The sequence below is a fragment of the Sphingobium sp. TA15 genome, from assembly GCF_037101235.1.
Lineage (GTDB): Bacteria > Pseudomonadota > Alphaproteobacteria > Sphingomonadales > Sphingomonadaceae > Sphingobium > Sphingobium indicum.
The window spans coordinates 2,644,733-2,667,682 of record NZ_AP025355.1 but is presented as its reverse complement, the minus strand read 5'-3'; the positions used below and the strand labels follow the sequence as shown (position 1 = coordinate 2,667,682).

24 protein-coding genes are annotated in these 22,950 nt (G+C 66.0%); 16 read left to right on the top strand and 8 right to left on the bottom strand.

The window, feature by feature from the left end; all coding sequences use genetic code 11:
* Positions 1 to 84 precede the first annotated feature (84 nt).
* From Sj15T_RS13245 to Sj15T_RS13205, 9 genes are all read left to right on the top strand, one after another.
* Positions 85 to 480, top strand: coding sequence for an endonuclease domain-containing protein (locus tag Sj15T_RS13245; protein ID WP_269076458.1), 396 nt, complete (start codon positions 85 to 87; stop codon positions 478 to 480).
* The gene (locus Sj15T_RS13240) at positions 477 to 932 is read left to right on the top strand and encodes a hypothetical protein (protein WP_007684351.1); all 456 of its coding nucleotides are present in this window, start codon (positions 477 to 479) and stop codon (positions 930 to 932) included. Before Sj15T_RS13245 ends, Sj15T_RS13240 begins: the two co-directional genes overlap by 4 nt.
* Positions 933 to 935: 3 nt before the next feature.
* The gene (sufC, locus tag Sj15T_RS13235; RefSeq protein WP_007684352.1) at positions 936 to 1,682 is read left to right on the top strand and encodes a Fe-S cluster assembly ATPase SufC; all 747 of its coding nucleotides are present in this window, start codon (positions 936 to 938) and stop codon (positions 1,680 to 1,682) included.
* Positions 1,683 to 1,749: 67 nt separating this feature from the next.
* On the top strand, positions 1,750 to 2,502 hold the full coding sequence (locus Sj15T_RS13230) for a SufD family Fe-S cluster assembly protein (protein ID WP_013041450.1): 753 nt from the start codon (positions 1,750 to 1,752) through the stop codon (positions 2,500 to 2,502).
* Positions 2,499 to 3,782 carry a cysteine desulfurase gene (locus Sj15T_RS13225; RefSeq protein WP_013041449.1) on the top strand — a complete coding sequence of 428 codons (1,284 nt, stop codon included), beginning with the start codon at positions 2,499 to 2,501 and terminating at the stop codon, positions 3,780 to 3,782. Before Sj15T_RS13230 ends, Sj15T_RS13225 begins: the two co-directional genes overlap by 4 nt.
* Positions 3,775 to 4,239 (top strand): SUF system Fe-S cluster assembly protein, encoded by a 465-nt coding sequence (locus Sj15T_RS13220; protein ID WP_007684356.1) that lies wholly within the window; start codon positions 3,775 to 3,777, stop codon positions 4,237 to 4,239. Before Sj15T_RS13225 ends, Sj15T_RS13220 begins: the two co-directional genes overlap by 8 nt.
* Positions 4,239 to 4,598, top strand: a complete 360-nt coding sequence (locus tag Sj15T_RS13215) for an iron-sulfur cluster assembly accessory protein (protein WP_013041448.1) — start codon at positions 4,239 to 4,241, stop codon at positions 4,596 to 4,598. Before Sj15T_RS13220 ends, Sj15T_RS13215 begins: the two co-directional genes overlap by 1 nt.
* A 14-nt stretch (positions 4,599 to 4,612) precedes the next feature.
* Positions 4,613 to 5,410 (top strand): epimerase, encoded by a 798-nt coding sequence (locus Sj15T_RS13210; RefSeq protein WP_013041447.1) that lies wholly within the window; start codon positions 4,613 to 4,615, stop codon positions 5,408 to 5,410.
* 91 nt (positions 5,411 to 5,501) lie between these two features.
* Positions 5,502 to 5,657 carry a hypothetical protein gene (locus Sj15T_RS13205; RefSeq protein ID WP_013041446.1) on the top strand — a complete coding sequence of 52 codons (156 nt, stop codon included), beginning with the start codon at positions 5,502 to 5,504 and terminating at the stop codon, positions 5,655 to 5,657.
* Here Sj15T_RS13205 and Sj15T_RS13200 read toward each other — a convergent pair.
* Together Sj15T_RS13200 and Sj15T_RS13195 are read right to left on the bottom strand one after the other, a co-directional pair.
* Positions 5,654 to 6,538 carry an EamA family transporter gene (locus Sj15T_RS13200; protein WP_013041445.1) on the bottom strand — a complete coding sequence of 295 codons (885 nt, stop codon included), beginning with the start codon at positions 6,536 to 6,538 and terminating at the stop codon, positions 5,654 to 5,656. The genes Sj15T_RS13205 and Sj15T_RS13200 overlap by 4 nt on opposite strands.
* Positions 6,535 to 7,551, bottom strand: a complete 1,017-nt coding sequence (locus tag Sj15T_RS13195; protein WP_013041444.1) for a beta-eliminating lyase-related protein — start codon at positions 7,549 to 7,551, stop codon at positions 6,535 to 6,537. The genes Sj15T_RS13200 and Sj15T_RS13195 overlap by 4 nt, the downstream gene beginning before the upstream one ends.
* A 154-nt stretch (positions 7,552 to 7,705) precedes the next feature.
* On the opposite strand from Sj15T_RS13195, the gene Sj15T_RS13190 reads away from it, so the two are divergent.
* Both Sj15T_RS13190 and Sj15T_RS13185 read left to right on the top strand, forming a co-directional pair.
* Positions 7,706 to 8,797, top strand: a complete 1,092-nt coding sequence (locus Sj15T_RS13190; protein WP_007684367.1) for a branched-chain amino acid aminotransferase — start codon at positions 7,706 to 7,708, stop codon at positions 8,795 to 8,797.
* A 163-nt stretch (positions 8,798 to 8,960) separates the two neighbouring features.
* Positions 8,961 to 10,169 (top strand): FAD-dependent monooxygenase, encoded by a 1,209-nt coding sequence (locus Sj15T_RS13185; RefSeq protein ID WP_013041443.1) that lies wholly within the window; start codon positions 8,961 to 8,963, stop codon positions 10,167 to 10,169.
* Positions 10,170 to 10,210: 41 nt separating this feature from the next.
* Here Sj15T_RS13185 and Sj15T_RS13180 read toward each other — a convergent pair whose 3' ends face one another.
* Together Sj15T_RS13180 and Sj15T_RS13175 are read right to left on the bottom strand one after the other, a co-directional pair.
* Positions 10,211 to 11,605, bottom strand: a complete 1,395-nt coding sequence (locus Sj15T_RS13180; protein WP_013041442.1) for a cytochrome P450 — start codon at positions 11,603 to 11,605, stop codon at positions 10,211 to 10,213.
* Positions 11,602 to 12,729, bottom strand: coding sequence for a hypothetical protein (locus Sj15T_RS13175; RefSeq protein ID WP_013041441.1), 1,128 nt, complete (start codon positions 12,727 to 12,729; stop codon positions 11,602 to 11,604). The genes Sj15T_RS13180 and Sj15T_RS13175 overlap by 4 nt, the downstream gene beginning before the upstream one ends.
* A gap of 22 nt (positions 12,730 to 12,751) precedes the next feature.
* Here Sj15T_RS13175 and Sj15T_RS13170 point away from each other — a divergent pair, with 22 nt between their 5' ends.
* The 3 genes from Sj15T_RS13170 to Sj15T_RS13160 all read left to right on the top strand — a co-directional run bounded on the left by Sj15T_RS13170 (position 12,752) and on the right by Sj15T_RS13160 (position 15,005).
* Positions 12,752 to 13,045: a hypothetical protein gene (locus Sj15T_RS13170; protein WP_013041440.1), complete on the top strand. Its 294-nt coding sequence runs from the start codon at positions 12,752 to 12,754 to the stop codon at positions 13,043 to 13,045.
* A 5-nt stretch (positions 13,046 to 13,050) separates the two neighbouring features.
* Entirely contained in the window at positions 13,051 to 13,872 is an 822-nt protein-coding gene (kdsA, locus tag Sj15T_RS13165) for a 3-deoxy-8-phosphooctulonate synthase (protein WP_041386151.1), read from the top strand.
* 190 nt (positions 13,873 to 14,062) lie between these two features.
* A protein-coding gene (locus tag Sj15T_RS13160; protein ID WP_148225516.1) for an IS630 family transposase occupies positions 14,063 to 15,005 on the top strand; the annotation gives its coding sequence in 2 pieces (ribosomal slippage) (positions 14,063 to 14,398 and positions 14,400 to 15,005; 942 coding nt in all).
* Positions 15,006 to 15,031: 26 nt separating this feature from the next.
* Here Sj15T_RS13160 and Sj15T_RS13155 read toward each other — a convergent pair.
* The 3 genes from Sj15T_RS13155 to Sj15T_RS13145 all read right to left on the bottom strand — a co-directional run bounded on the left by Sj15T_RS13155 (position 15,032) and on the right by Sj15T_RS13145 (position 19,661).
* Positions 15,032 to 16,297, bottom strand: a complete 1,266-nt coding sequence (locus tag Sj15T_RS13155; RefSeq protein ID WP_013041438.1) for a glutamate-5-semialdehyde dehydrogenase — start codon at positions 16,295 to 16,297, stop codon at positions 15,032 to 15,034.
* A 285-nt stretch (positions 16,298 to 16,582) separates the two neighbouring features.
* Complete coding sequence (locus Sj15T_RS13150; RefSeq protein ID WP_007684375.1) at positions 16,583 to 17,227, bottom strand: methyltransferase domain-containing protein; 645 nt, start codon at positions 17,225 to 17,227, stop codon at positions 16,583 to 16,585.
* A 142-nt stretch (positions 17,228 to 17,369) separates the two neighbouring features.
* On the bottom strand, positions 17,370 to 19,661 hold the full coding sequence (locus tag Sj15T_RS13145; RefSeq protein WP_041386148.1) for a CDC48 family AAA ATPase: 2,292 nt from the start codon (positions 19,659 to 19,661) through the stop codon (positions 17,370 to 17,372).
* A 338-nt stretch (positions 19,662 to 19,999) separates the two neighbouring features.
* Between Sj15T_RS13145 and Sj15T_RS13140 the strand changes: the two genes are divergently transcribed.
* Together Sj15T_RS13140 and Sj15T_RS13135 are read left to right on the top strand one after the other, a co-directional pair.
* The gene (locus Sj15T_RS13140) at positions 20,000 to 20,881 is read left to right on the top strand and encodes a LysR substrate-binding domain-containing protein (protein ID WP_013041435.1); all 882 of its coding nucleotides are present in this window, start codon (positions 20,000 to 20,002) and stop codon (positions 20,879 to 20,881) included.
* Positions 20,882 to 20,958: 77 nt separating this feature from the next.
* A complete protein-coding gene (locus Sj15T_RS13135; protein WP_013041434.1) occupies positions 20,959 to 22,122 on the top strand; it encodes a GGDEF domain-containing protein in 1,164 nt (387 codons plus the stop codon).
* 42 nt (positions 22,123 to 22,164) lie between these two features.
* Here the strand turns inward: Sj15T_RS13135 and Sj15T_RS13130 are convergent, their stop codons facing one another.
* The gene (locus tag Sj15T_RS13130; RefSeq protein ID WP_007684379.1) at positions 22,165 to 22,836 is read right to left on the bottom strand and encodes a glutathione S-transferase family protein; all 672 of its coding nucleotides are present in this window, start codon (positions 22,834 to 22,836) and stop codon (positions 22,165 to 22,167) included.
* Positions 22,837 to 22,950 lie beyond the last annotated feature (114 nt).

Here is a 22,950-nt window from a genome sequence, read left to right as displayed (position 1 = left end):
CTCGACCAAGCCACCCGCCTAAACTCCCCTCCCCTTCAGGGGAGGGGCCGGGGGTGGGGGCTCTCCGCTGGGCGCCTGACTCGATTGACAGGCTTCGCCCACGAAATGCGCCATGAACCGACGGAACCGGAAAAGCGCCTCTGGGCGAAACTCTCCCGCTCGCAACTCGGCGGCTACAAGTTCCGCCGCCAGTCCGTAATCGGGCCGTTCATCGCGGACTTCCTCTGCCCGCAAAAGGCGCTGATCGTCGAGGTCGACGGCGACACCCACATCGCCAACTCCGACCATAGGCGAGACGCGGCGCTGACAGAGATGGGTTACCGCATCATCCGCATCGCCAACCATGATGTGATGCGCAACATCGATGGGGTCTGCGAAGCGATCCTCGGCGCGCTCCAACAAGCGCCGGATCGTTGGGCGAGCCCCCACCCCAACCCCTCCCCTCAAGGGGAGGGGCTTAATGAGGACCAAGACTCTTGAGCGACGAAGACGATATCCAAGACGCCCTCGCCGATTTCGCGGAGGATGTCGGCAACGGCCAGTCATGGACCGCCGCGATCCGCATCCTGACGGAGGATTATGAGCTGGAGGAGGGCGAACTCCAGGCCCGCGCGGTCAAGGATTTCGGCGACCTGGACGCCTATCAGGCCGAATGCCGCGAAGCGCTGGACAAGGGCGACGCCGCCTTCACGGAGCGCCTCAAGACAGACAAGGCCTTCCACAAGGCGAAGGCCCCCAATCTCGCCCGCATGGGTCCGGTGACCGAATTCGTGACCGGCATATTGGAAAAGGGCGCGCCCGAACCCGGCGCCGACTGGTGGCCCTATATGCCGATCAAGCGCCATATCGACACGCTGTTCCCCGCGCCCGGCGACGTGCGGGACATGGCCTTCTGGACAGCGCGGACGCTCCAGCGCGCGCATAAGGGATAAGCAATGCTGACCATCGACAATCTCACCAACGAAATCGACGGCAAGGCGATCCTGAAGGGCCTGTCGCTCTCCATCAAGGCGGGCGAGATCCACGCGATCATGGGCCCGAACGGCGCGGGCAAGTCCACGCTCGCCTATACGCTTGGCGGCCGTCCAGGGTATCAGGTTACCGGCGGCACTGCCTCTTTCAACGGTGTGAACTTGTTCAGCTTGGACCCGCACGAGCGCGCCGCCGCGGGCCTGTTCCTGGGTTTCCAATATCCGGTCGAAATCCCCGGCGTCTCCAACCTGCAATTCCTGCGCGAGAGCCTGAACAGCCAGCGCAAGGCGCGGGGAGAGGAACCGCTGTCGGGCGGCGAATTCATCAAGCTCGCCAAGGAGAAGGCGGCCCTGCTCGGCCTCGACATGGAGATGCTGAAGCGCCCGGTGAATGTCGGCTTTTCCGGCGGCGAGAAGAAGCGCGCCGAAATGGTGCAGATGGGCATCCTCGACCCGAAGCTGGCGATCCTGGACGAAACCGACTCCGGCCTGGACATCGACGCGCTCAAGATCGTCGGCGCGGGCATCAATGCCATCATGCGCAGGCCCGACAAGGCGGTGCTGCTGATCACCCATTATCAGCGCCTGCTCGACTATGTGAAGCCGGACTATGTCCATGTGCTCGCCGGCGGCCGGATCGTGAAGTCGGGCGGCCCCGAACTGGCACTGGAACTGGAACGCGAAGGCTATGCGGAGGTGGTGGCCGCGTGATGGTCTGGCAACAACAGCCGTTCCTTGGCCGCTTCTCGACTTCGCTCGAAGCGAACGGAGGCGGGAAATGAACGCTCTCACCCTTCCCACGCGCAGGGCCGAAGAATGGCGCTACAGCGACCTCGACGCGCTGGCCGCCATCTGGCCAACGCCCGCGCCGACGCGCATCGATGTCGCCGCCGGGGAAAATGCGCGCCACCATCTGTTGCAGGACGCGGCGGACGGCGCGGCGGCGGTGCATGATTATGCGATAACCGTTGCGGACGGGGCGCGCTGCGACTTCCATATCCTCAATATCGGCGGCAAGCTGGGCCGCGTGACCTTCGCCGTCACGCTGGGCAAGGGGTCGCATTTCGAACTGAACGGCGCGATCATCGGCGGCGGCGACCAGGTGCTGGAAATCGTCACCGCCGTCACCCATGCGCAGCCGGACGCGACCAGCGGCCAGACGATCCGCTCCATCCTGGGCCAGCATGCCACCGGCAGCTATCTCGGCAGCATCAACGTCGCCCGCGACGCGCAGCGCACCGACGCCTTCCAGTCGGTGAAGGCGATGCTGCTGGACCGCACCGCCACGGCCAATGCCAAGCCGGAACTGGAAATCTACGCCGACGACGTGAAATGCGCCCATGGCGCGACGGTCGGGGAATTGGACCAGCAGGCCCTCTTCTACATGGCCAGCCGCGGCATGGACCCGGCCACGGCCAAGACGCTGCTGCTGAAGGCCTTCGTCGCGGGCGTGTTCGACGATGTGGCCGATGAAGCGGTAAAGGACAGCCTCGAAGCCGCCGCGCTCGCCAAGCTGGAGACGCTTGTATGACGGAACCCGCTCCCCCCCCGTTCGGGCTGAGCCTGTCGAAGCCCTCCGCTGAGCGCAGCGAAGCGCCTTCGCTCAGCCCGAACGGATTTCTGGACCTCCGCCACGATTTCCCCGGCGTCGGCGACTGGCACTATCTCGACAGCGCCGCCACCGCGCAGAAGCCCAACGCCGTGATCGAGGCCATCGCCCGCGCCTATGGCCCGGACTATGCGACGGTCCATCGTGGCGTCTATGAGCGCTCCGCCAACATGACGCTCGCCTATGAAGCCGCCCGCCGCAAGGTCGCGCAGTTCATCGGCGCGGCTTCCGACAGCGAGATCGTCTATGTCCGCGGCGCGACGGAGGGCATCAACCTCGTCGCGCAATGCTGGGCGGGCACGCAGATCAAGACCGGCGACCGCATCCTGCTCTCCATGCTGGAGCATCACAGCAACATCGTCCCCTGGCAGATCGCGGCGGAGAAGGTCGGCGCCGCCATCGACGTCGTGCCGCTCACCCCGGACGGCAGGATCGATCTCGACGCCATGCAGGCGATGATCACCCCCGCGCACAAGATGGTGGCGCTGGCCCATGTGTCGAACGTTCTGGGCAGCGTGCTCGACGTTCGCCGCGCCGCCGACATCGCCCACAGCGTCGGCGCGAAAATCCTGATCGATGGCTGCCAGGCAGTGCCGCGCCTCGCCGTCGACGTGCAGGCGCTGGATTGCGATTTCTACGTCTTTTCCGCGCACAAGCTCTACGGCCCGACCGGCATCGGCGCGCTCTGGGGGCGGAAGGAATTGCTGGACGCCATGCCCCCCTATCAGGGCGGCGGATCGATGATCGACAAGGTGACGTTCGAAAAAACCACCTACGCCCCCCCGCCGACCCGGTTCGAGGCGGGAACGCCGCACATCACCGGCGTCGTCGGCCTGTCGGCGGCGATCGACTATGTGCAGGCCATCGGGCTGGACGCGATCCACGCCCATGAATGCGCGCTGGTCGGCAAAGCGCGGGCAGCGCTGGAAAGCCTCAACAGCGTCCGCGTCTTCGGGCCTGAGGATTCGGCGGGCATCCTCTCTTTCGAGGTGGAGGGGGTTCATCCGCACGATGTCGGCACCATATTGGACGAAACGGGCGTTGCCATAAGGGCAGGGCATCATTGCGCGCAGCCGCTGATGCGCCATCTGGGCGTCGAGGCGACCGCGCGGGCCAGCTTCGGCATCTACAGCGACGAAAGCGATGTGGATGCGCTGGTCAAAGGTATTGAAAGAGTGAGGAAGATCTTCGCCAATGACTGAAGGTAATCGCGAAGAGCGGAAGATATTAGTAGAAGAGGTCGAGGTGGTAGAAACGCCCCCGAAGGTGCGTGTCGAGGAAGAGCCTCGTCAGCGCGACTATCTCGACGGCTTCCTTGCGCAAAAACCCGCGGAAACGCCGGTCGGCGAACCGGGCGGCAGCCTCTACGACGCGATCATCGATGCGCTCAAGGAGATCTACGACCCGGAAATTCCGGTCAACATCTATGATCTGGGCCTCGTCTACGGCGTCGACGTGACGGAGGACGGCCATGCCGTTGTCACCATGACGCTGACCACGCCGCACTGCCCGGTCGCCGAGTCCATGCCGGGCGAAGTCGAACTGCGCGTCGGCGCGGTGCCGGGTGTCGGCGACGCGCAGGTGAACCTTGTCTGGGACCCGCCATGGGACCCGCAGAAGATGTCGGACGAAGCGAAGCTCGAACTGGGAATGCTCTGATGACTGTTGAGACCAAAATCCGCTCCCGCCCCGCCGCCGTCATCCTGACGCCGGCCGCCGAGCAGCGCATTGCCGACCTGATGGCGCAGGCGCCCGAAGGCACCATCGGGGTCAAGCTGTCGACGCCCCGCCGCGGCTGCTCGGGCCTTGCCTATTCGGTCGACTATGTGAGCGAAGAAGCCAAGTTCGACGAGAAGATCGAAACTCCCGGCGGCACCTTCTATATCGACGGCGCGTCGGTCCTCTATCTGGTCGGATCGACCATGGACTGGGTGGAGGACGACTTCGCCGCCGGCTTCGTCTTCAACAACCCCAATGCCAAGGGCAGTTGCGGCTGCGGCGAGAGCTTCACGGTCTGAGGGAATAGCGTTTCATGCCCCATATGCTCATTCTGGGGCAGGGCTACACCGCTTCCCGCCTGGCCGCCCGCCTGCGCGCGGAGGGCTGGCACGTCACCGGCATCCGCCGCGCCGCCGATGCCGAAACGCTCGCCTTCGATGACGAAAGCGCCGTCCGCGCCGCCATCGCGCAGGCCAGCCACATCCTCTCCTCCGTCCCGCCCGAAGGCGATGCCGACCCCGTCCTCGCCCGCTACGGCAGCGCCATAGCCGCCGCGCCCGCGATCTGGGCCGGCTATCTCTCCTCCACCGGAGTCTATGGCGATGCGGCGGGCGCATGGGTGGACGAAGCCACCCCTCTCCGCCAGGGCCGCCGCGCCGTCAGGGCGCAGGCCGATGCCGATTGGGGCGAACTGCGCCCCGACATGCGGCGCTTCCGCCTGCCCGGCATCTACGGCCCCGGACGCTCGGTGCTGGACCGCGTCCGGCAGGGGCGGGCGCATCGCATCGACCTGCCCGATCAGGTTTTCAGCCGCGCCCATGTCGACGACATCGTCGCGGGCATCGCCGCCTCTCTGCACAACGGACCGCCGGGCATCTACAATCTCTCGGACGACCTGCCCTGCGCGCAGAACCGGCTGGTCGAAGCCGCCTGCGCCATGCTCGGCATGCCCCTCCCGCCGCTCTTGGCGCTGGAGGAAGCGGCGCTGTCGCCCATGGCGCAGTCCTTCTATGCCGAAAACCGGCGCGTCGCGAACGGGCGGGCCAAGCGCCTGCTCGGCTGGTCCCCCCGCTATCCGACCTATCGCGAAGGACTGCGCGCCTGCCTCTGACTCGGCCTGCCGCAAAGCCCGAATATCGCTAACGCCTTCTTAACCATCCCTGCCCGATGGCTGTCCCGTCAGCTTTCGAGGACTTAAAGAGATGGACCGCTTCGATCATGCCTTCACCGCCCTCGGCCAGCGCATCAACGGCCTGACCCCGCCCGAACGCCCCGCATCCGCGCCGGTCGCGCTCGCCAGCCTGATCGACCGGGTGAACGCGGCCAAGCGCCTCTATCAGCAGGGCGTCCGCCGCTAAACCCGCTTGCTCCGCAAAGCCACGACCATTCCCGCCACCGCCAGCAGCGCGCCCATACCCGCCAGCGCCGTCCAGCGATAACCCTCCGCCAGCGTGGAGATCAGCATCGCGATCACGGGGATCAGCACGCTGGTATAGGCTGCCCGCCCCGCGCCCATCCTCTGGATCAGCCGAAAATAAAGCGGGAAGGTCACGACGGAACCCGCCAGCCCCAGCCAAGCGATCCCCGCCAGATAGCTCCACCGCGCCTCCACTACCGGCGGCCCGGCCATGATCCAGGCGAACAGCGCGTCCACCGCCGCGCCGATCAGCATCGCCCAGGCCAGCACCGCCACCATCGGCAGCCGCCGGGCGATCTCCATCCCCTGCATCACATTGGCGACCGAAGCGCTCATCAGCCCGGCGACCGCGAAGGCCGCGCCCAGCAGCACCCTGTCCGACCGCACGCTCGCCGCCTCATGCGCCAGCATCAGCGCGATTCCAGCGACCGCCACCACCGATCCCGCGACGAAGGCCCGGCTCACCGGCTGGCGGAAGAAGAGATAGGCGAGGATGCTGTTGGGGATCAGCAGCATCGCATAGACCACCGCCACCACGCCGGACGTCAGATAATGTTCGGCGCGATAGACGAAGTTGAAGTTCATCACGAACTGCGCAACCCCCAGCAGCCCGGCAAAGACCATCCCCCTGCCGCCGATATTCAGCGGCACGCCGCGCAGCCGGGCGAAGATCGCCATCGCCACCCCGGCCAGCAGGAATCGGTAGCAGACCGACCAGCTTGCCGGCACGCTGCCCAACTGGTCGCGGATGACGATCCAGGTCGAACTCCAGATCAGCGTGACGAGGATGAAGGGCAGGACGACGCCCTTGCCCCCGCTCATCCCTGCAACGCCCTCAGCGCGTCGGCCAGCGGCCGCACGCTGGCGGCGTCCTGCGACCAGTTGGTGACGATCCGCGCCGCATCCGCGCCCCAGTCGTAGAAATCGAAGCCCTGCGCCCGCAACCGCGCCCTTTCCGCTTCGCTGAGGCACAGGAACAGCTCATTGGCCTCGACCGTATGCAGCAACCGTCCCGCGGCCCCCTCCGCCAGCGCCTGCGCCGCCGCGTTGGCCGCCCGCGCATTGCGCAGCCAGAGGTCGCCCTCCACCATCGCCAGCAACTGCGCCGCCAGATAGCGGCCCTTGGAGAACAGATGCCCGGCCCGCTTGCGCCAGCGCGCCGCCTCCGCCGCCCGCGCCTCTGCCCGGTCCCCGAAAAAAACCAGGGCCTCCCCGATCATCCCGCCATTCTTGACGCAGCCGAAGGAGAGGATGTCGACGCCCGCCCGCCAAGTCACGTCGCCCGGATGGCAGCCCAGATGCGCCACGGCATTGGCGAAGCGCGCCCCGTCCATATGGAAACCCAGCCCATGCTCCCGCGCCAAGTCGCCTAGCGCCGCGACCTCGTCGGGCCTATAGGCCAGCCCATATTCGGTCGCCTGGGTGATGCTGATCGCCTTTGCGGGCACCTGATGCACGTCGGGGCGGATCGCCTTCAGCCGCTCGGTCACGGCGTCGGGCGACAGTTTCGCGCCCGCGCCGGGCAGCGCCATCAGGCTCGCGCCATGGGTGTAGAAGCCGGGCGCGCCGCATTCGTCGACGACGATATGCGCCTCCTCATGGCAGATCACGCCGCCATAGGGCGGGCAGAGGCAGGCCAGCGCGATGCTGTTCGCTGCCGTGCCCGTAGCGATCCACAGCGCCACAGCCTCCGTCCCGAACAGGTCGGAAAAGGCGCCGTTCAGCCGGGCGCTCCAGCCATCGCCGTCATAGCCGTGGTCGGCCCGGTCGGCCGCCGCGATGGCGGCCATCGCCTCCGGGCAGACCGGCGTCGCATTGTCGGAAAAAAAGTGCATGGGGCTGGGATAGCCGCGCCGCGGTCCAGCGCCAAGATGCCACCCTGACGGGATCGGCCATGGCCATGCATATGGGTCAGTAATATTGACCGATTGTTTCGCGCCGCCAACTGTGACATAGGCGGCCCCGTCCAACCCAAAGGAGTTTTTCGTCATGGACGTCCAGCAGACATCGCGCTTCACCGTCACCCGCAGCGGCAAGGCCGTACCGGCTGACCAGCGCGCCGTGCTGCTGGCGGACCCCGGTTTCGGAAAGCTCTTCACCGACCATATGGTGACGATTCGCTATACGGAGGGGCAGGGTTGGCACAGCCACGCCATCGGTCCTCGCGAACCCTTCCAGCTCGATCCCGCCTGCGCGGTGCTGCACTATGCGCAGGAAATCTTCGAAGGGATGAAGGCCTATCGGCTGGAGGACGGCAGCATCGCCATGTTCCGGCCGGAGGAAAATGCCCGCCGCTTCGCCGAATCGGCGGAACGCATGGCCATGCCGGTCCTGCCCGAAGAGCTCTTCCTGGAAGCGGTCGAATTGCTGGTGAAGACCGACGCCGACTGGATTCCGGGCGGGGAGGGCAGCCTCTACCTGCGCCCCTTCATGTTCGCGAGCGAGACCTTCCTGGGCGTGCGTCCGGCGAACGAATATATTTTCTGCGTCATCGCCTCGCCCGCCGGAGCCTATTTCAAGGGCGGCAAGAAGGCGGTCACGCTTTGGGTGTCGGAACATTTCACCCGCGCCGCGCGCGGCGGCACGGGCGCGGCCAAATGCGGCGGCAATTATGCCGCCTCGCTGGTGGCGCAGAAGGAGGCGATCAGCCATGGCTGCGACCAGGTCGTCTTCCTCGACGCGGCGGAGAACAAGTGGGTCGAGGAACTGGGCGGCATGAACGTCTTTTTCGTGATGGATGACGGGTCGATCGTCACCCCGCCGCTCTCCGGCACGATCCTGCCGGGCATCACCCGCAACAGCATCATTTCGCTTGCCCGCGCCAAGGGGCATGAGGTGCGGGAGGAACCCTACAGCTTCGCCCAGTGGCGCGCCGACGCCGCCAGCGGCAAGCTGCGCGAGGCCTTCGCCTGCGGCACGGCGGCGGTCGTCACCGCCATCGGCACGGTCAAGAGCGTCAATGGCGACTTCACCATCGGCAATGGCGACGGCGGCATCGTGACCGAAGCGTTGCGCGCCGACCTCACCGGCATCCAGCGCGGCACGGTGGCCGATCCGGCGAACTGGGTGCGGAAGCTGTAAACGACGAAACCACGTCTCCCCGTTCGGGCTGAGCCTGTCGAAGCCCTTTATTTTTCTTTTCAAGCATTGTGCTGGGGAGAAAGTAAAACCCTTCGACAAGCTCAGGGCGAACGGGGATGGGATACCCTTCCCAATCCCCTCGCAACCGCCTAGAACCGCCGCCATGCAACGCTTCGACGTCGTCATATTGGGCGGTGGCCTTGTCGGCCTGACCCTGGGCATCGCGCTTTCCGGACATGGCGTGCGCTGCGCCGTGATCGATCCGGCCAACCCGGTGGAGACCACCGCCGCCGGTTTCGACGGGCGGGTGTCGGCCATCAGTTCGACCAGCTACGCCATGCTGGCGGCGATAGGCGTGGCCGATCGCCTCGAAGGCAAGGGTTGCCCCATCGACCGCATCTGGGTCAGCGACGGGCTGGAACCGGGCGCGCTCGACTTCGCGCCGGACGCGGATGACGGGGTGATGGGGATCATGTTCCCCAATCGCGACCTGCGCGTCGCCCTGGCGCAGACGGCGGAAAAGGCGGAGCACCTCACCCGCTTCCAGCCCGACCGGGCGCTGCATGTCGACCGCAATGCCGATGGCGTGACGCTGACCCTGGCCGGCGGAGAGACGATCCACGGCGCGCTGCTGGTCGCGGCGGAGGGCCGCAACAGCCCGACCCGCGAGGCGGAGGGCATTCGCACCACGCGCTGGAACTACAGGCATGTCGCGATGGTGACGGCCATCGACCATGAAGTGCCGCACGCCAACACGGCCTATGAGATATTCTACCCCGGCGGCCCCTTCGCGCTGCTGCCGATGCTGCCGGGCACGCGGTCGGCCATCGTCTGGACCGTGCCAACGGATCAGGCTCCGGCGATGCTGAAACTGTCCGAGCGCGCCTGGCTGGCGGAGGCGCAGAAGCGCATGGGCGGCTTCCTGGGCGAAATCGCGCTGGCGGGGCCGCGCTCCAGCTATCCGCTGGGCTTCCACCATGCGGCGCGGATCACCGGCACGCGGCTCGCGCTGGTGGGGGACAGCGCCCATGCGATCCACCCGATCGCCGGGCAGGGCCTCAATCTGGGCTTCCGCGATGTCGCCGCGCTGGTGGAGGTGCTGGTGGAGGGCATGCGGCTCGGCCTCGATCCGGGCGACGCGCAATTGCTGGCGCGCTATCAGCGCTGGCGCGGGCTGGACGCGATGATGACCAGCGTGGCTATGGACGGGCTGGTGCGGCTGTTCGACGTGCCGGGCCGCATCCCCTCGCTCGTCCGCCGCGCCGGGCTGGCGGCGGTGCAGCGCACCTCCCTGCTCAAGAATCGATTCATGGCCGAAGCCCGCGGTCAATCCGGCGCCCTGCCGCGCCTGCTGACGGGCGAGATGGTCTAGGTCCGCTCGAGGACGTCAGGCGCCCCGTGCGGGAGCGCGGTTCAAGCGGTGCGACGATCCACGGAGGGCGGGACGGCGTCGAACATCAGCTTCATTCCCGTCCTCGGCCGAATGGTCAGGCGGCTGATCGGTTCGGGCTTGAACCCTTCGGGCACCGACAGGCGATAGCGGCGCAGCACAGCGGCGATCACGGTCATCACCTCCTGCTGGGCGAAACCGGCGCCGATGCAGACCCTGGGGCCACGGCCGAAGGGAAACCAGGCCTGGCGCACCATTTCCGCATTGGCGGGGTCGTCGAAGCGGGCAGGGTCGAAGCTGTGCGGGCAGGCCCAATTATCCTCGTTGCGCTGGGTGAGCCACGGGGCGACCACCAGCATCGCACCCTCCTCCAACTGCTTGTCGCGCATCGGCATCGGGCAGGTCACTTCGCGGGGGAAGAAGGCGACCGGCGGGTAGAGACGCAGCGTTTCGCGGAAGATGTTGCGGATCGCGCCCATATCCTTGAGCATCGTCGCGGCGAACGGCGCATCCTCGGCGATTTCCGACACTTCGGCGCGGGCGGCATTCTGGATATGGCTGCATTCCGCCAGCATGTAGAGCGCCCAGGTCATGGTGCTGGCCGACGTCTCATGCCCGGCGAGGAAGATGGTCGAGACCTGGTCCATCACCTGTTGCAGGGTGAAGGGTTCGCCGGTTTCCGGATGCTTCGCCTCGATCAGCGACTGGAGTATGTCCTCGTGCGGAGCCTCCCCGCGCTGGTGGAAGCCTTCGTGGCGGGCCTCGACAATGGGGCGGAAGACGTCGTGGATCGCCTTGGCCGGTCCAAGCGACCGCTTCTCGAACCAGCGCGCCGGAAAGCCGTAGAGGCGCAGCATGGAGGCGCTGTGGGCGAGCCGCTGGAATTTCCCGAAGGCGGTGTGGATGATGTTGGAGCGGCGCTCGTCCAGCGCCTCCGAAAACAGCGTGCGGAAGATGATGTCGGCCGCCACATGGGTCATCATCGGGTCGATGTCGACCGGCTTCGAACGGTCCGCCGCGTCGAGCCGGGCCAGCAGGTCGTCGGCCGCCGCCACCATCAGCGGCATGGATCGGTTGAGCGCGGTGTGGGCGAAGGCCGGGTTCACCATGGCGCGCTGGCTTTCCCAATCCTCCCCATTGGCGGAAAAGACCGAATTGCCGATCAGGGGAGACAGGTTGCGCACCAGTTCGCGATGCTTGGGATAGGCCGTGCCGCCGCGCAGGATCCGGTCCACCAGCGGCAGTTCGTTGGCGATATACATGGTCTGGCCGGGCATGCGGATTTCGCCCAGCTTCATCGTGTAGCTCTTCTCGAACAGGACATGGATCCAGCTATGCCAGCCGCGCAGGAAGCGCTTCATCAGGCCGCGCTTGGTGCGGGGCGGTTCGGGATAGGGAGGGGTGAAGAGGTCCGTCACGGGATCGTCCTGAACTGCGCTATGGCTTCGTCTATGGTGCGGCGGCCCGCGGTCAGGCTGACATAGTCCACGGGCGAGAGGCGGTCGCCCACCCGCAGATAGTCGAAATGCGCCTCATATTTGTTCGACCAGCCGCCATGGTAATTTTCCGGATCGTAGAAGAGGTGGAAGCGCGGCGAAAGCAGGTCCACGCGGGCCGCGCATCGGTCCGAGACGAGCCGGATCGGATGGACGCCATGATAGGCCGCGCCGTCGGGCGGGGCGGAAAAATCGACCAGGCGGAAGGGCTTGTCGTCCAGTGCCTTCAGGTCGGCATGATACCAGCGGGCATCCTTGCGCAGCGCGATGACGGGCACCACCTGGCCCAGCGTCAGGACGGTGAAGTTGGCGGGCAGCGGCCTGTCGCCGCGCAGTTCGAACAGGCGGCGCAGCACGCTCATCGCATAGATGGTGCCGTTGCTGTGGGATGCGAAGACGACCTCGTCCCAGGGGCCGTCCATTTCCTCCGCGATGCGGGCGGCGAACTGGTCTAGGCGAGCGTCCATCTCCGCGCCGGGGCCGTCGGCGGCGACGCTGTGGTTATATGCCATGAAGCGCAGCAGCCAGGGCACGATCAACTTGTCGAGCAGGCGGCCGGAGAAAAGCGCGCTGATGCCGATGCCGATCAAAGCGGCGGCCCAGAAGGGCATCAGCAACGACAGCAACAGCGCCGGGATCAACGCCAGCGCCAGCGGGATCAGCACCCCCAACAACGGCGGATAGAGAATGGTGATGACCGGCCCCGGACGCAGTTTCCGCATCCGCAGGAACTGCATGTGGCGGGCATGGGCGCCATAGGTGGCGATGGAGCGCCATGCCAGCAGCAGCGGATTGCGAATCCACACCTTGCCGACCAGATCCTCCCAGCGGAGGAACTCATAGTCGGTCTCCACCCCCGCGCTGTGGTTGGCGACGGTCCAGCGGGCGGAAGAGGCCGGGCCGGAGCGGCGGGCACTCACCTCCACCGCTTCGCCCGACAGGCGCGCGTAGCTTTCCGCCTGCTCGCGATACATCTGATGGTAGAAACGCACCCCGCGCGGGTCGAATCCGCCGAGATAGAAGAGTTTGCGCTTGAACTTTTCCATGGCCCCTGTTCCACATCGGGCCATGACGACACCCGAACGCGACTATTGCTATTTCATAGACCACCGCAAATACAACCGAAACATCGGCTGTCGGCGCCATGACAATGCCTATGGCATCAATGGCGGCGGCAGCGAGCGGGATCGGTGGCGGGCGGACCTGACCTTTTACCGGCACATGCGCGACAATGGCGATCCCATGGCCCTGCCTTCGCTGCTGGCCTGCCTTGTGTTCGGCTGGTTCTGCTGGAATTATCACCCCGGCAAGGGGCTGTGGCGGGGGCAGCTCTTGCGCCGCTTCGTGAAAGCGCCGAAGTGAGCGGCATGACCAGACATGTTTCCATCGGGTCGCTGACGGTCGGCAACGACCTGCCCTTCATCCTGATCTCCGGCCCCTGCCAGATCGAGAGCCGCGACCATGCGATGATGATGGCGGAGCGGCTGTCCGGCGCGGCGGAACGAGCCGGGGTGCCGTTCATCTTCAAATCCTCCTTCGACAAGGCGAACCGGACCTCCGTGTCGGGGCGACGGGGCGTGGGGATCGATGCGGGGCTGGCGATATTGGCGGAGGTGAAGGCGGCCTTCGGCTGGCCGGTGCTGACCGACGTGCATGAGGCCGGGCAGGTCGGGGCGGCGGCAGAGGCCGTGGACATCCTGCAAATCCCGGCCTTTCTGTGTCGCCAGACCGATCTGCTGCTGGCGGCGGGGCGGACCGGGGCGGTGGTCAATGTGAAGAAGGGGCAGTTCCTGGCCCCCTGGGACATGGCGGCGGTGGCGCAGAAGGTCGCATCGACCGGCAATGAGCGGATTTTGCTGACGGAGCGCGGGGCGAGTTTCGGCTACAACACGCTGGTCAGCGACATGCGCGCGCTGCCGGTGATGGCGCAGACCGGCTATCCGGTGGTGTTCGACGCCACCCATTCGGTGCAGCAGCCGGGCGGGCTGGGATCGGCTTCAGGCGGGCAGCGGGACTTCGCGCCGGTGCTGGCGCGGAGCGCGGTGGCAGCAGGAGTAGCGGCGATTTTTGCCGAGGCGCATGACGACCCGGACAACGCGCCCTCGGACGGACCGGTGATGCTGCCGGTCGAATGGGTCGGGCCGCTGCTGGAAAAGCTGAAGGCGATCGATGAGGTGGTGAAGGGATAAGCGAGCCACCCCCTCCCCGTTCGGGCTGAGCGCAGCGAAGGCTTCGACTTCGCTCAGCCTTGCCCTTCGACAGGCTCAGGGCGAACGGAGGTGAGGTTAGATCGTGATCTTGTTTGAATGAATCGAATTGGGCTTCAAGGGCGCGAGATTTTCTGATTCAACCTGCTGGCTGGTTTGGAGGACAGCAAGGATGAGCCGAGCCTATTCGATTGATCTGAGAGAGCGCGTTGTGGCGGCGATGGCGTCTGGCCTGTCGGCGCGCGGTGCAGCGGCGCAGTTTGGGGTGAGCGTAGCCAGTGCGGTGCGCTGGTCGCAGCGTCATCGGCGGACTGGCGGGGTGGCTCCGGGCAAGCTGGGCGGACATCGCAAACCGGTGTTGCTGCCCGAGCGGGACTGGCTGCTGGCGCGCGTTGCGGCCGAGCCGGACTTGACCTTGCGCGGCTTGCTTGCCGAGTTGGTCGAGCGCGGGGTGAAGGCGAGCTACGGCGCCTTGTGGCTGTTCCTCGAACGCGAGGGATTGTCGTTCAAAAAAAAGCCTGTTCGCCAGCGAGCAGGACCGACCGCAGATCGCGCGGCGGCGAATGCAGTGGAAGAAGTATCAGGGTCGGCTTGATCCTCGTCGCCTTGTCTTCATCGATGAGACCTGGGCCAAAACCAACATGACCCGCACCCATGGCCGGTCGCGCCGTGGGGAACGGCTCTACGCCAAAGCGCCGTTCGGAAAGTGGCGCACGCTCACCTTCCTGGCCGCGCTTCGTCATGACCGGATCGACGCGCCTTGCGTGCTCGATGGCCCGATCAACGGCCAGCTCTTTACCGCCTATGTCGAGCAGTTCCTCGTTCCGACCCTCTCGGCAGGGGACATCGTCATCATGGACAATCTGGGCAGCCACAAAGGCCAGGCCGTCCGGCAAGCCATCAGAGCCGTCGGCGCCAAGCTGCTGTTCCTGCCGCCTTACAGCCCGGACCTCAATCCTATCGAACAGGTCTTCGCCAAACTCAAAACCCTGCTCCGAAAAGCTGAAATGCGCTCGGTCGAGGCAACATGGAGGCGCATCGGTTCTCTACTGGATGACTTCCCGCCAACAGAATGCGCCAACTACCTCAGAAACTCCGGATACGCTTCAATCTAAGATGATCACGCTCTAGGCGGTCAAGGCTAAGGCCGCGCTTGGCCCGTTCCGCGCACCAGCCATTTGTAGGTGGTGAGGCCCTCAAGCGCCACCGGTCCCCGCGCATGCAGGCGTCCGGTGGAGATGCCGATCTCCGCGCCCAGCCCGAACTCGCCGCCGTCCGCGAACTGGGTGGAGGCGTTCCACATGACGATGGCGCTGTCGACCGCGTTCAGGAAGCGCTCGGCCTTTTCCGCATCCTCGGTGATGATGGCGTCGGTATGATGGCTGGCATGGGCGGCGATATGGGCGAGCGCTTCGTCCAGCCCGTCCACCATCCGCACCGACACGATGGCGTCGAGATATTCCGTATCCCAATCCTCGTCCGACGCGGCGACCACGCGGCTGTCCAGCGCCTGCACGGCCTCGTCGCCGCGCACTTCGCACTTGGCGTCGAGCAGCGCGTTCACGATGGAGGGCGCTTGCGCGAAGCCCTTGTCGATCAGCACCGTCTCGGTCGCGCCGCAAATGCCGGTGCGGCGCATCTTGGCGTTCACCACCAGCTTGAGCGCCATGTCGGGATCGGCCGCGCCGTCGACATAGCTGTGGTTGATGCCGTCCAGATGGGCGAGCACGGGCACCCGCGCCTCTTCCTGCACGCGGGCGACCAGGCTCTTGCCGCCGCGGGGGACGATCAGGTCGATGAACTCGGCGGCCTTCAGCAGCGCGCCCACGGCGGCGCGGTCCGTGGTGGGGACCAGTTGCACCGCGTCGGCGGGCAGGCCCGCGGCGACGATGCCCTCCACCATCGCGGCGTGGATGGCGCGGTTGCTTTCCTTCGCCTCGCTGCCGCCGCGCAGGATCACGGCGTTTCCGGCGCGCAGGCAGAGCGCGGCCGCGTCGGCGGTCACATTGGGGCGGCTTTCATAGATGATGCCGATCACGCCCAGCGGCACGCGGACGCGGGAAAGCTCCATGCCGTTGGGGCGAACCAGCCGGTCGATCACGCTGCCCAGCGGATTGTCCAGCGCGGCCACCTGATCCACGCCCGCCGCCGTCGCGAGGACGCGGTCCTCGTCCAGCTTCAGCCGGTCGAGCATCGCGGGCGACAGGCCGTTGGCGGCGGCATTTTCCATGTCGCGGGCATTGGCGGCGATGATCTGCGGCGCCTGGTCCCGCAGTGCCTGCGCGGCGCGGCGCAGCGCGTCGATCTTCTGCGCGTCGCTGGCGGTGGAAAGCTGCGCCGCAGCGGCGCGCGCGCGCGCGCCCAGGGTCGCGATCAGCATTTCAGGGGTCTGGGTCAGGTCGTTCATCAACTATCTCGCCGTGTTTCGCGCCGGGGCTTATCATGAAGCGGGTGAAAGCGAAACCGTCGTTGCGGCCGCGGCAAGTCGATGAAGCCTGAAGCCGACAACCGGGCCATGGGTCGCAATATGGCCCGGCTGCCAGCAGGCAGAAGGAACTGCCTATTCCGCTCGCCTAGCGAGGCGTCCGGGCCAGCGCATACCCCAAACAGGGTATAGGCGCGCCGCAGCCGCGAAAAATTCGCAAAAATATAGTTAATTCAGTGGGGAAGCAAAAGCATCAGGCCGAAAGCATCAGGCTGCCTGGGCCAGGATTTCCCGCTTCATCGCGACGAACATCCGGCAGGGCGGGATGTTGCGCCATTCCACCCGCTCCCGAATCTCCTCGAACAGGGGGGAGAGCAGGCGGCGCATATAGCCGGAATATTGATAGACCAGGAAAGCCCCGCCATCCTTCAGGACCGACCGGGTTTCCGCGCAGATCGCCTGCCCCACGCCGTCGGGCAGGGTGGAGAAGGGAATGCCGGACAGGACATAGTCCGCCTGGGCATAGCCCGCTTCCTTGATGAAGCGGCGGACGTCGGCGGCGGAGCCGTGGACGATGCGCAGCCGGGGATCGGCGATCTCCGCCTCCAGATAGGCGACGAAATCGAGATTGAGGTCGATGGCGAGCAGCGTCGCGTCAGGATGCAGCCTGTCCAATATGGGCCGCGTGAAGGTGCCGACGCCCGGCCCATATTCCACGAACAGCCGGGTCCGCTGCCAATCCACGCCCTCCAGCATGCTGTCGACCAGCTGCCGCGATGACGGGATGACCGACCCGATCATGCCCGGATGCTTGATGAACTGCCGGAAGAACATGCTCCATTGACCCAGGAAGGTGGAGGATCGCTTGCCGGGAAGAACCCGATTTTTCTTCTTCAAAGGAATGGAGGCCATTCATTCTCGCCTGTCTGCCTTGCCCGTCGACTCGCAAAAATCGCACGGGCATGCAAGCGCCTTCGCGGGGAGGGGGTAAATAGGTGGAGCGTTGAGACCCTCCGTGTTCCTGCCTTCACAGGAAAACATTGTATCTATGTGATCAATCCCTGGCGCGCCCCCGCAGCATGCCGGGCGACACGAAGCCGATCGGATCGATCTGCATCACGCTCTGCTTCAGCGTCGCCTGTATCTGCTCATATTCGCGCTCCATCTCCGGCGTGACGGAGGCGCGGGTGTCCTCCAGCGCCGCGTCGAAATGCGCCTGGCTGACCTTGTCGACCGACAGCGACTGGCGCAGCGCGACCAGACCTGCGCGGCGGACCATATCCTCCAGGTCGGCGCCGGTGAAGCGCTCGGTCCGCTCGGCCAGCAGGTCCAGATCGACATCGTCAGCCAGCGGCATCTTGCCGGTATGGATGGACAATATCCGCCTGCGCCCCGCCTGATCCGGCACGGGGACATAGATCAGCTCGTCGAACCGGCCCGGCCGCAACAGCGCCGGATCGATCAGGGTCGGCCGGTTGGTCGCGCCGATGACGACCACGGACTGCAATTCCTCCAGCCCGTCCATCTCGGCCAATATGGTGTTCACCACCCGCTCCGTCACCTGCGGTTCGCCCAGGCCCCCGCCCCGCGCCGGGACCAGGCTGTCCAGTTCGTCGATGAAGATGACGGTCGGAGCGACCTGCCTGGCGCGGGCGAAGAGGCGGGCGATCTGCTGTTCGCTCTCCCCATACCATTTGCTGAGCAGGTCGGACGATTTGGTGGCGATGAAATTGGCCTGCGCTTCCCGCGCCACGGCCTTCGCCAGCAGCGTCTTGCCGGTGCCGGGCGGGCCGTATAGCAGGAAGCCCTTGGCCGGGCGGATGCCGATGCGGCGGAAGGCGTCAGGGTCTTTCAGCGGCAGTTCCACCCCTTCCTTCAACCGCATCTGCGCTTCGTCCAGCCCGCCTATGTCGGCCCAGCCGATGTTCGGCGCCTGGACCATCACCTCGCGCATGGCGGAGGGCTGGACGCGCTTGATCGCGGCCATGAAATCGTCGCGCGCTACGGACAGTTCCTCCAGCACGTCGGGCGGGATCGTTCCCTCCTCCAGGTTGAGCCGGGGCATGAAGCGGCGCACGGTTTCGATCGCGGCCTCGCGGGTCAGCGCCGCCAGATCCGCACCGACAAAGCCGTAGGTCATGCGCGCCAGTTCGCCCAGGTCGACGCCGTCGGCCAGCGGCATGCCGCGGGTGTGGATGCCCAATATCTCCCGCCGCCCGCGCTCGTCGGGCACGCCGACGATGATCTCCCGGTCGAAACGGCCGGGACGGCGCAGCGCCTCGTCAATCGCCTCCGGCCGGTTGGTGGCGGCGATGACGACCAGGTTGGTGCGCGGCTCCAGCCCGTCCATCAGCGTCAGCAATTGCGCGACCAACCGCTTTTCCGTCTCGCCAGTCACATTGCCGCGCTTGGGCGCGATGGAATCGATCTCGTCGATGAACAGGATCGACGGGGCCGCCTTGGCCGCCGCCTCGAAAATCTCGCGAAGCTGCTTTTCCGATTCGCCATAGGCCGACCCCATGATCTCCGGACCGTTGATCAGGAAGAATTCGGCCTCCGATTCATTGGCGACGGCGCGGGCCAGCCGGGTCTTGCCGGTGCCGGGCGGGCCGTGGAGCAGCACCCCCTTGGGCGGATCGACGCCCAGCCGCTCGAACAGTTCGGGATAGCGCAGCGGCAGTTCCACCATCTCGCGCAACTGGTCGATGGCCTCGGCCATGCCGCCGACATCGTCATAGGTGACGTCGGCCCGTCGGGATTCGCGGGGCTCCTCATATTCGGCGCGCAGTTCGACCTCGGTCTCCGCGTCGATATGGACGACGCCCTTCGGCACCGTCGACACCACGACCAGGCGAATCTCCTGCAGGGCATAGGCGGGCGCGGCCAGCATCTGGCGCAACTGGGGCGGCATGTCGCCGGGGGGCACCTGCTGCTGTCCCGCGGTCGCGACGACATCGCCGGACGCCAGCGGCCGCTGGAAGAAAACCCGCTTCAACGCTTCGGGATTGCCCTGCAACCGCAGATTGTTTTGTGCAGGCGCGAAGACGACGCGCTGGGCGGGGCGGGGATCGACCTTCCGGATGACCACGAAGTCGCCCGATCCGACGCCCGCATTGGCCCGCTGAAGCCCGTCGAGGCGAAGGACGTCCAGCCCCTCATCCTCCTTGTAGGGCCGGACCACGCGCGCGGGGGTGGACCGCTTGCCCGCGATCTCCACCACATCCCCTTCGGCAAGGTGGAGTTCCGCCATCACCGCCAGCGGCAGCCGGGCAAGGCCGCGCCCCGCATCCTCCGGCCGGGCGTTGGCCACCTGTATCCTGCGTCCTGCGGTGTCTTCTTCGGCCACTTCGCCTTCCCCGTTCCGTTCGCTGCGTAACGAGATAGGGAACGTCGCGGCGGACGGAAAGGGGCCATGGACAGCCTCGGGACGAATAAAAAAAGGGCTGGTCCGAAGGCCAGCCCTGAAAGTTTCTAGGAGAGGATGCCTGAAAGGCCTTTTCTATGTGCACTGCGGGATGTATTTTCGCAAGTGCGAAAAGAATAGAGGAGTTGCAATTTTTGCATCTTGCCAACCACCCTGTTTTGCTGCTCAGTGGAAGAAGGATGCTTGGAGCCGGTTTGCGCGCCGTTCGAAAAGAAGCGATGACGCGTCGCAGCGGACCGGCCGGATGAACATGACGGTTTATGCGTAGATTGCCGCCCCTTACGGCCCTGGAGGCCTTCGTTCAGGTCGCCCGCCTTGGATCGGTCAAGGCGGCGGCGGAGGAACTCGCGCTCTCGACACCCGCGCTCAGCCGGCGGGTGCAGGCGCTGGAGCGGTTCATCGGCCGCCCGCTGTTCGACCGCAAGCATCAGGCGCTGGAGATCAACGCGGACGGGCAGCGGCTGCTGGACGACATCGCCCCGGCGCTCGATTCGCTGAGCCAGGCGCTGGAGAATATCCAGAGCGGCGGCAACCAGTTGCGCCTCAGGCTGGCGGTCATGCCGCTGTTCGCGACGCAGCGGCTGTTTCCGCACCTGGGCGCGCTGCGCCAGCGGCATCCGCAGCTTCACATCGACATAGAGACCACCCCCTATGCCGTGGCCCGCCTGGGCGAGGGGCTGGATGCGGCGATCGTGCTGGCGAAGGACATCGATCCCGCGCTCTACGCCCATGAACTGGACCATGACGAGGTCTATCTGATCGGGCGCAAGGCATTGCTGGAGGCGCCGAACGCGCTGACCGCCCCGCAGGAGCTGGCCAACCACACGGTGCTGCTGCATCGCGACATGGCGCTCGCCTTCGATGCGTGGAAGGACACGGTGCACCTGCCCGACCTGCAACCGCTGGCGATCGACAATTATGATTCCGGCCAGTTGATGCTGGAGGCGGCGGCCCAGGGCCTGGGCATCGCCGTCATGCACGCCAGCCATTATAATGAAGCGCAGGATTCGCGGCTGGTCCGGCTGTTTCCCGAACATCGGGTCGAAAGCCCCTATCGCTATTTCTTCGTCTGCCGCCCGCGCGCGCTGCAAACTCGGGCGGTGCGGATTTTCCGCGACTGGCTGATCGGCGCGGACATATAATCATGGTCGATCAAGGTCTTGGCGCTTTTCGCTTGGGGCGTCCTTAACCTTGTTTATTCCCGGTCGTTCTAGCGGGCATGACTGGGGCATCATCTTCCGCAAACGCGCAACATGGTCTGACCGACCGCCTGGCCCGCTGGGCCCGCGGCCTGTCCGGCAAGGCCGACGACGAAGCCATGGACCTGCCGGAGCAGCCGCAGCGCGCCCGGCACGGCAGCGCTTCCAGCCGGGAAATCATCCGGCGCCGCAAGCTGTACGAGGATATAGGCGACTTCCTTTTCGCCCATGACCTGGACCTGACGCCGCTCAATTTCGGCGTGGCCCATGATTATCTGACCGGATCGCATATCGGCGTGGAAAAGGCCGTGAAGGCGGTGCTGACCGAACGCGGCAAGATCACCAACGGCTGGGTCGAAAATGTCGCCGCCGAACAGCGCAACGACGAAGTCACGCCCGAAGCGCTTGCCTCCATGCTCGACAAGGTCGAGGAAAATCTGTCGCAATTCACCGGCCTGATGACCGAATCGCGCAATTCCGCCAAGGATTATGGCGCGGCGTTGCAGGAAGAGGTGAAGGGCCTGGCCGCCGGATCGGACAGCCAGCCGGTGCTGGCGCGCCTGGTGGCGCTGACCCGGTCCATGGTGGAAAAGACCCGGCAGGTCGAAACACAGCTTCGCGACAATCAGAAGCAGACGCAACTCCTGAAATCCAATCTGGAAAGCGCGCGCCGCGCCGCCGAGCACGACCATCTGACCGGCCTGCCCAATCGCCGCGCCTTCGAAGGCACGCTGCGCGAGGAACTGGCCCAGGCGCAGAAGGAGGGGCAGCCGCTGGCCGTCGCCTTTTGCGACATCGACCATTTCAAGCTGATCAACGACACCCATGGCCACGACACCGGCGACCGGGTGCTGAAATTCGTGGCGGGACTGCTCTCAAAGGCAAGCAACGACCAATGCCATGTCGCGCGCCATGGCGGCGAGGAATTCGTCATGCTGTTCCGCGGCAAGACGGCGGCCGAAGCCTGCGAGGCGGTGGACGGCGTGCGGCAGGATCTGTCCACCCGCAGCCTCGTCAACCGTTCCAATGGCGAGCGGATGGAAAGGGTCAGCTTTTCCGCCGGAGTCGCCAATGTGCTGGCCTATGAAGACCCCCGCGCCGCGCTCAAAGCGGCGGACCGGGCGCTCTACCTGGCCAAGGAACATGGCCGCAACCGGGTCTACCTGGCCGCCGAACTGGATTGACCGCCCTCTCCCCCTCCCGCAGGCGGGAGGGGAATGCCTGCCTCAAAAATCCGGCTTTTCATAATGGGGCGGCGGGGTGATCACCTCCATCCGCTCCGACAGCAGGGGCCGGAAGGACGGACGCGACTTGAAGCCCGCATACCAGCGCTTCACCGTCTCATGCCCGGCCCAGTCGATGCCGCCCAGATAATCGGCCACGGAAAGATGGGCCGCCGCCGCGATGTCGGCCAGGCTCAGCGTTCCCCCCGCCATCCAGGCGCGATGGTCGAGCAGATAGTCCATATAGTCCATATGGACGTTGGCCCGCTTCATCGCCTCCCGCAGCACGCGGGCATCGGGCGGCGCGCGCTCGATCAGGCGCTTCTTCATCCGCTCGTGCAGCAGCGGGCCGACGACGTCGCCGTAGAAATTCTGGTCGAAAAAGGCGGTCAGCCGCCGCACCTCCGCCCGGCCGGCCGCCGTGCCGGAGATCAGCGGGAATTTCTCCACCGTCTCCTCGAAATATTCGCAGATCGCCTGGCTGTCGATCAGGGTGACGCCCTTTTCCTGATCGACCATCACCGGCGTCGTGCCGGCCGGATTGAGGTCGAGGAACTCGTCGCGTCCCTCCCAGGGCGATTCGCGCACAAGGTCGTAACCCACGCCCTTCTCGCCGAGCAGCAGGCGGACCTTGCGGGAAAAGGGGCAGAGCGGAAATTGGAAAAGTTGCCACATATTCCCCTCCTGTTAGGCCGGGCAGGCCCTTGCGAAAAGCGGCAAATGGCGGATGCCGCTCAAATCCCGGCCGGCCACGGTCGAAACCGCGGCGCGGGAAGCGAGATCCCATCT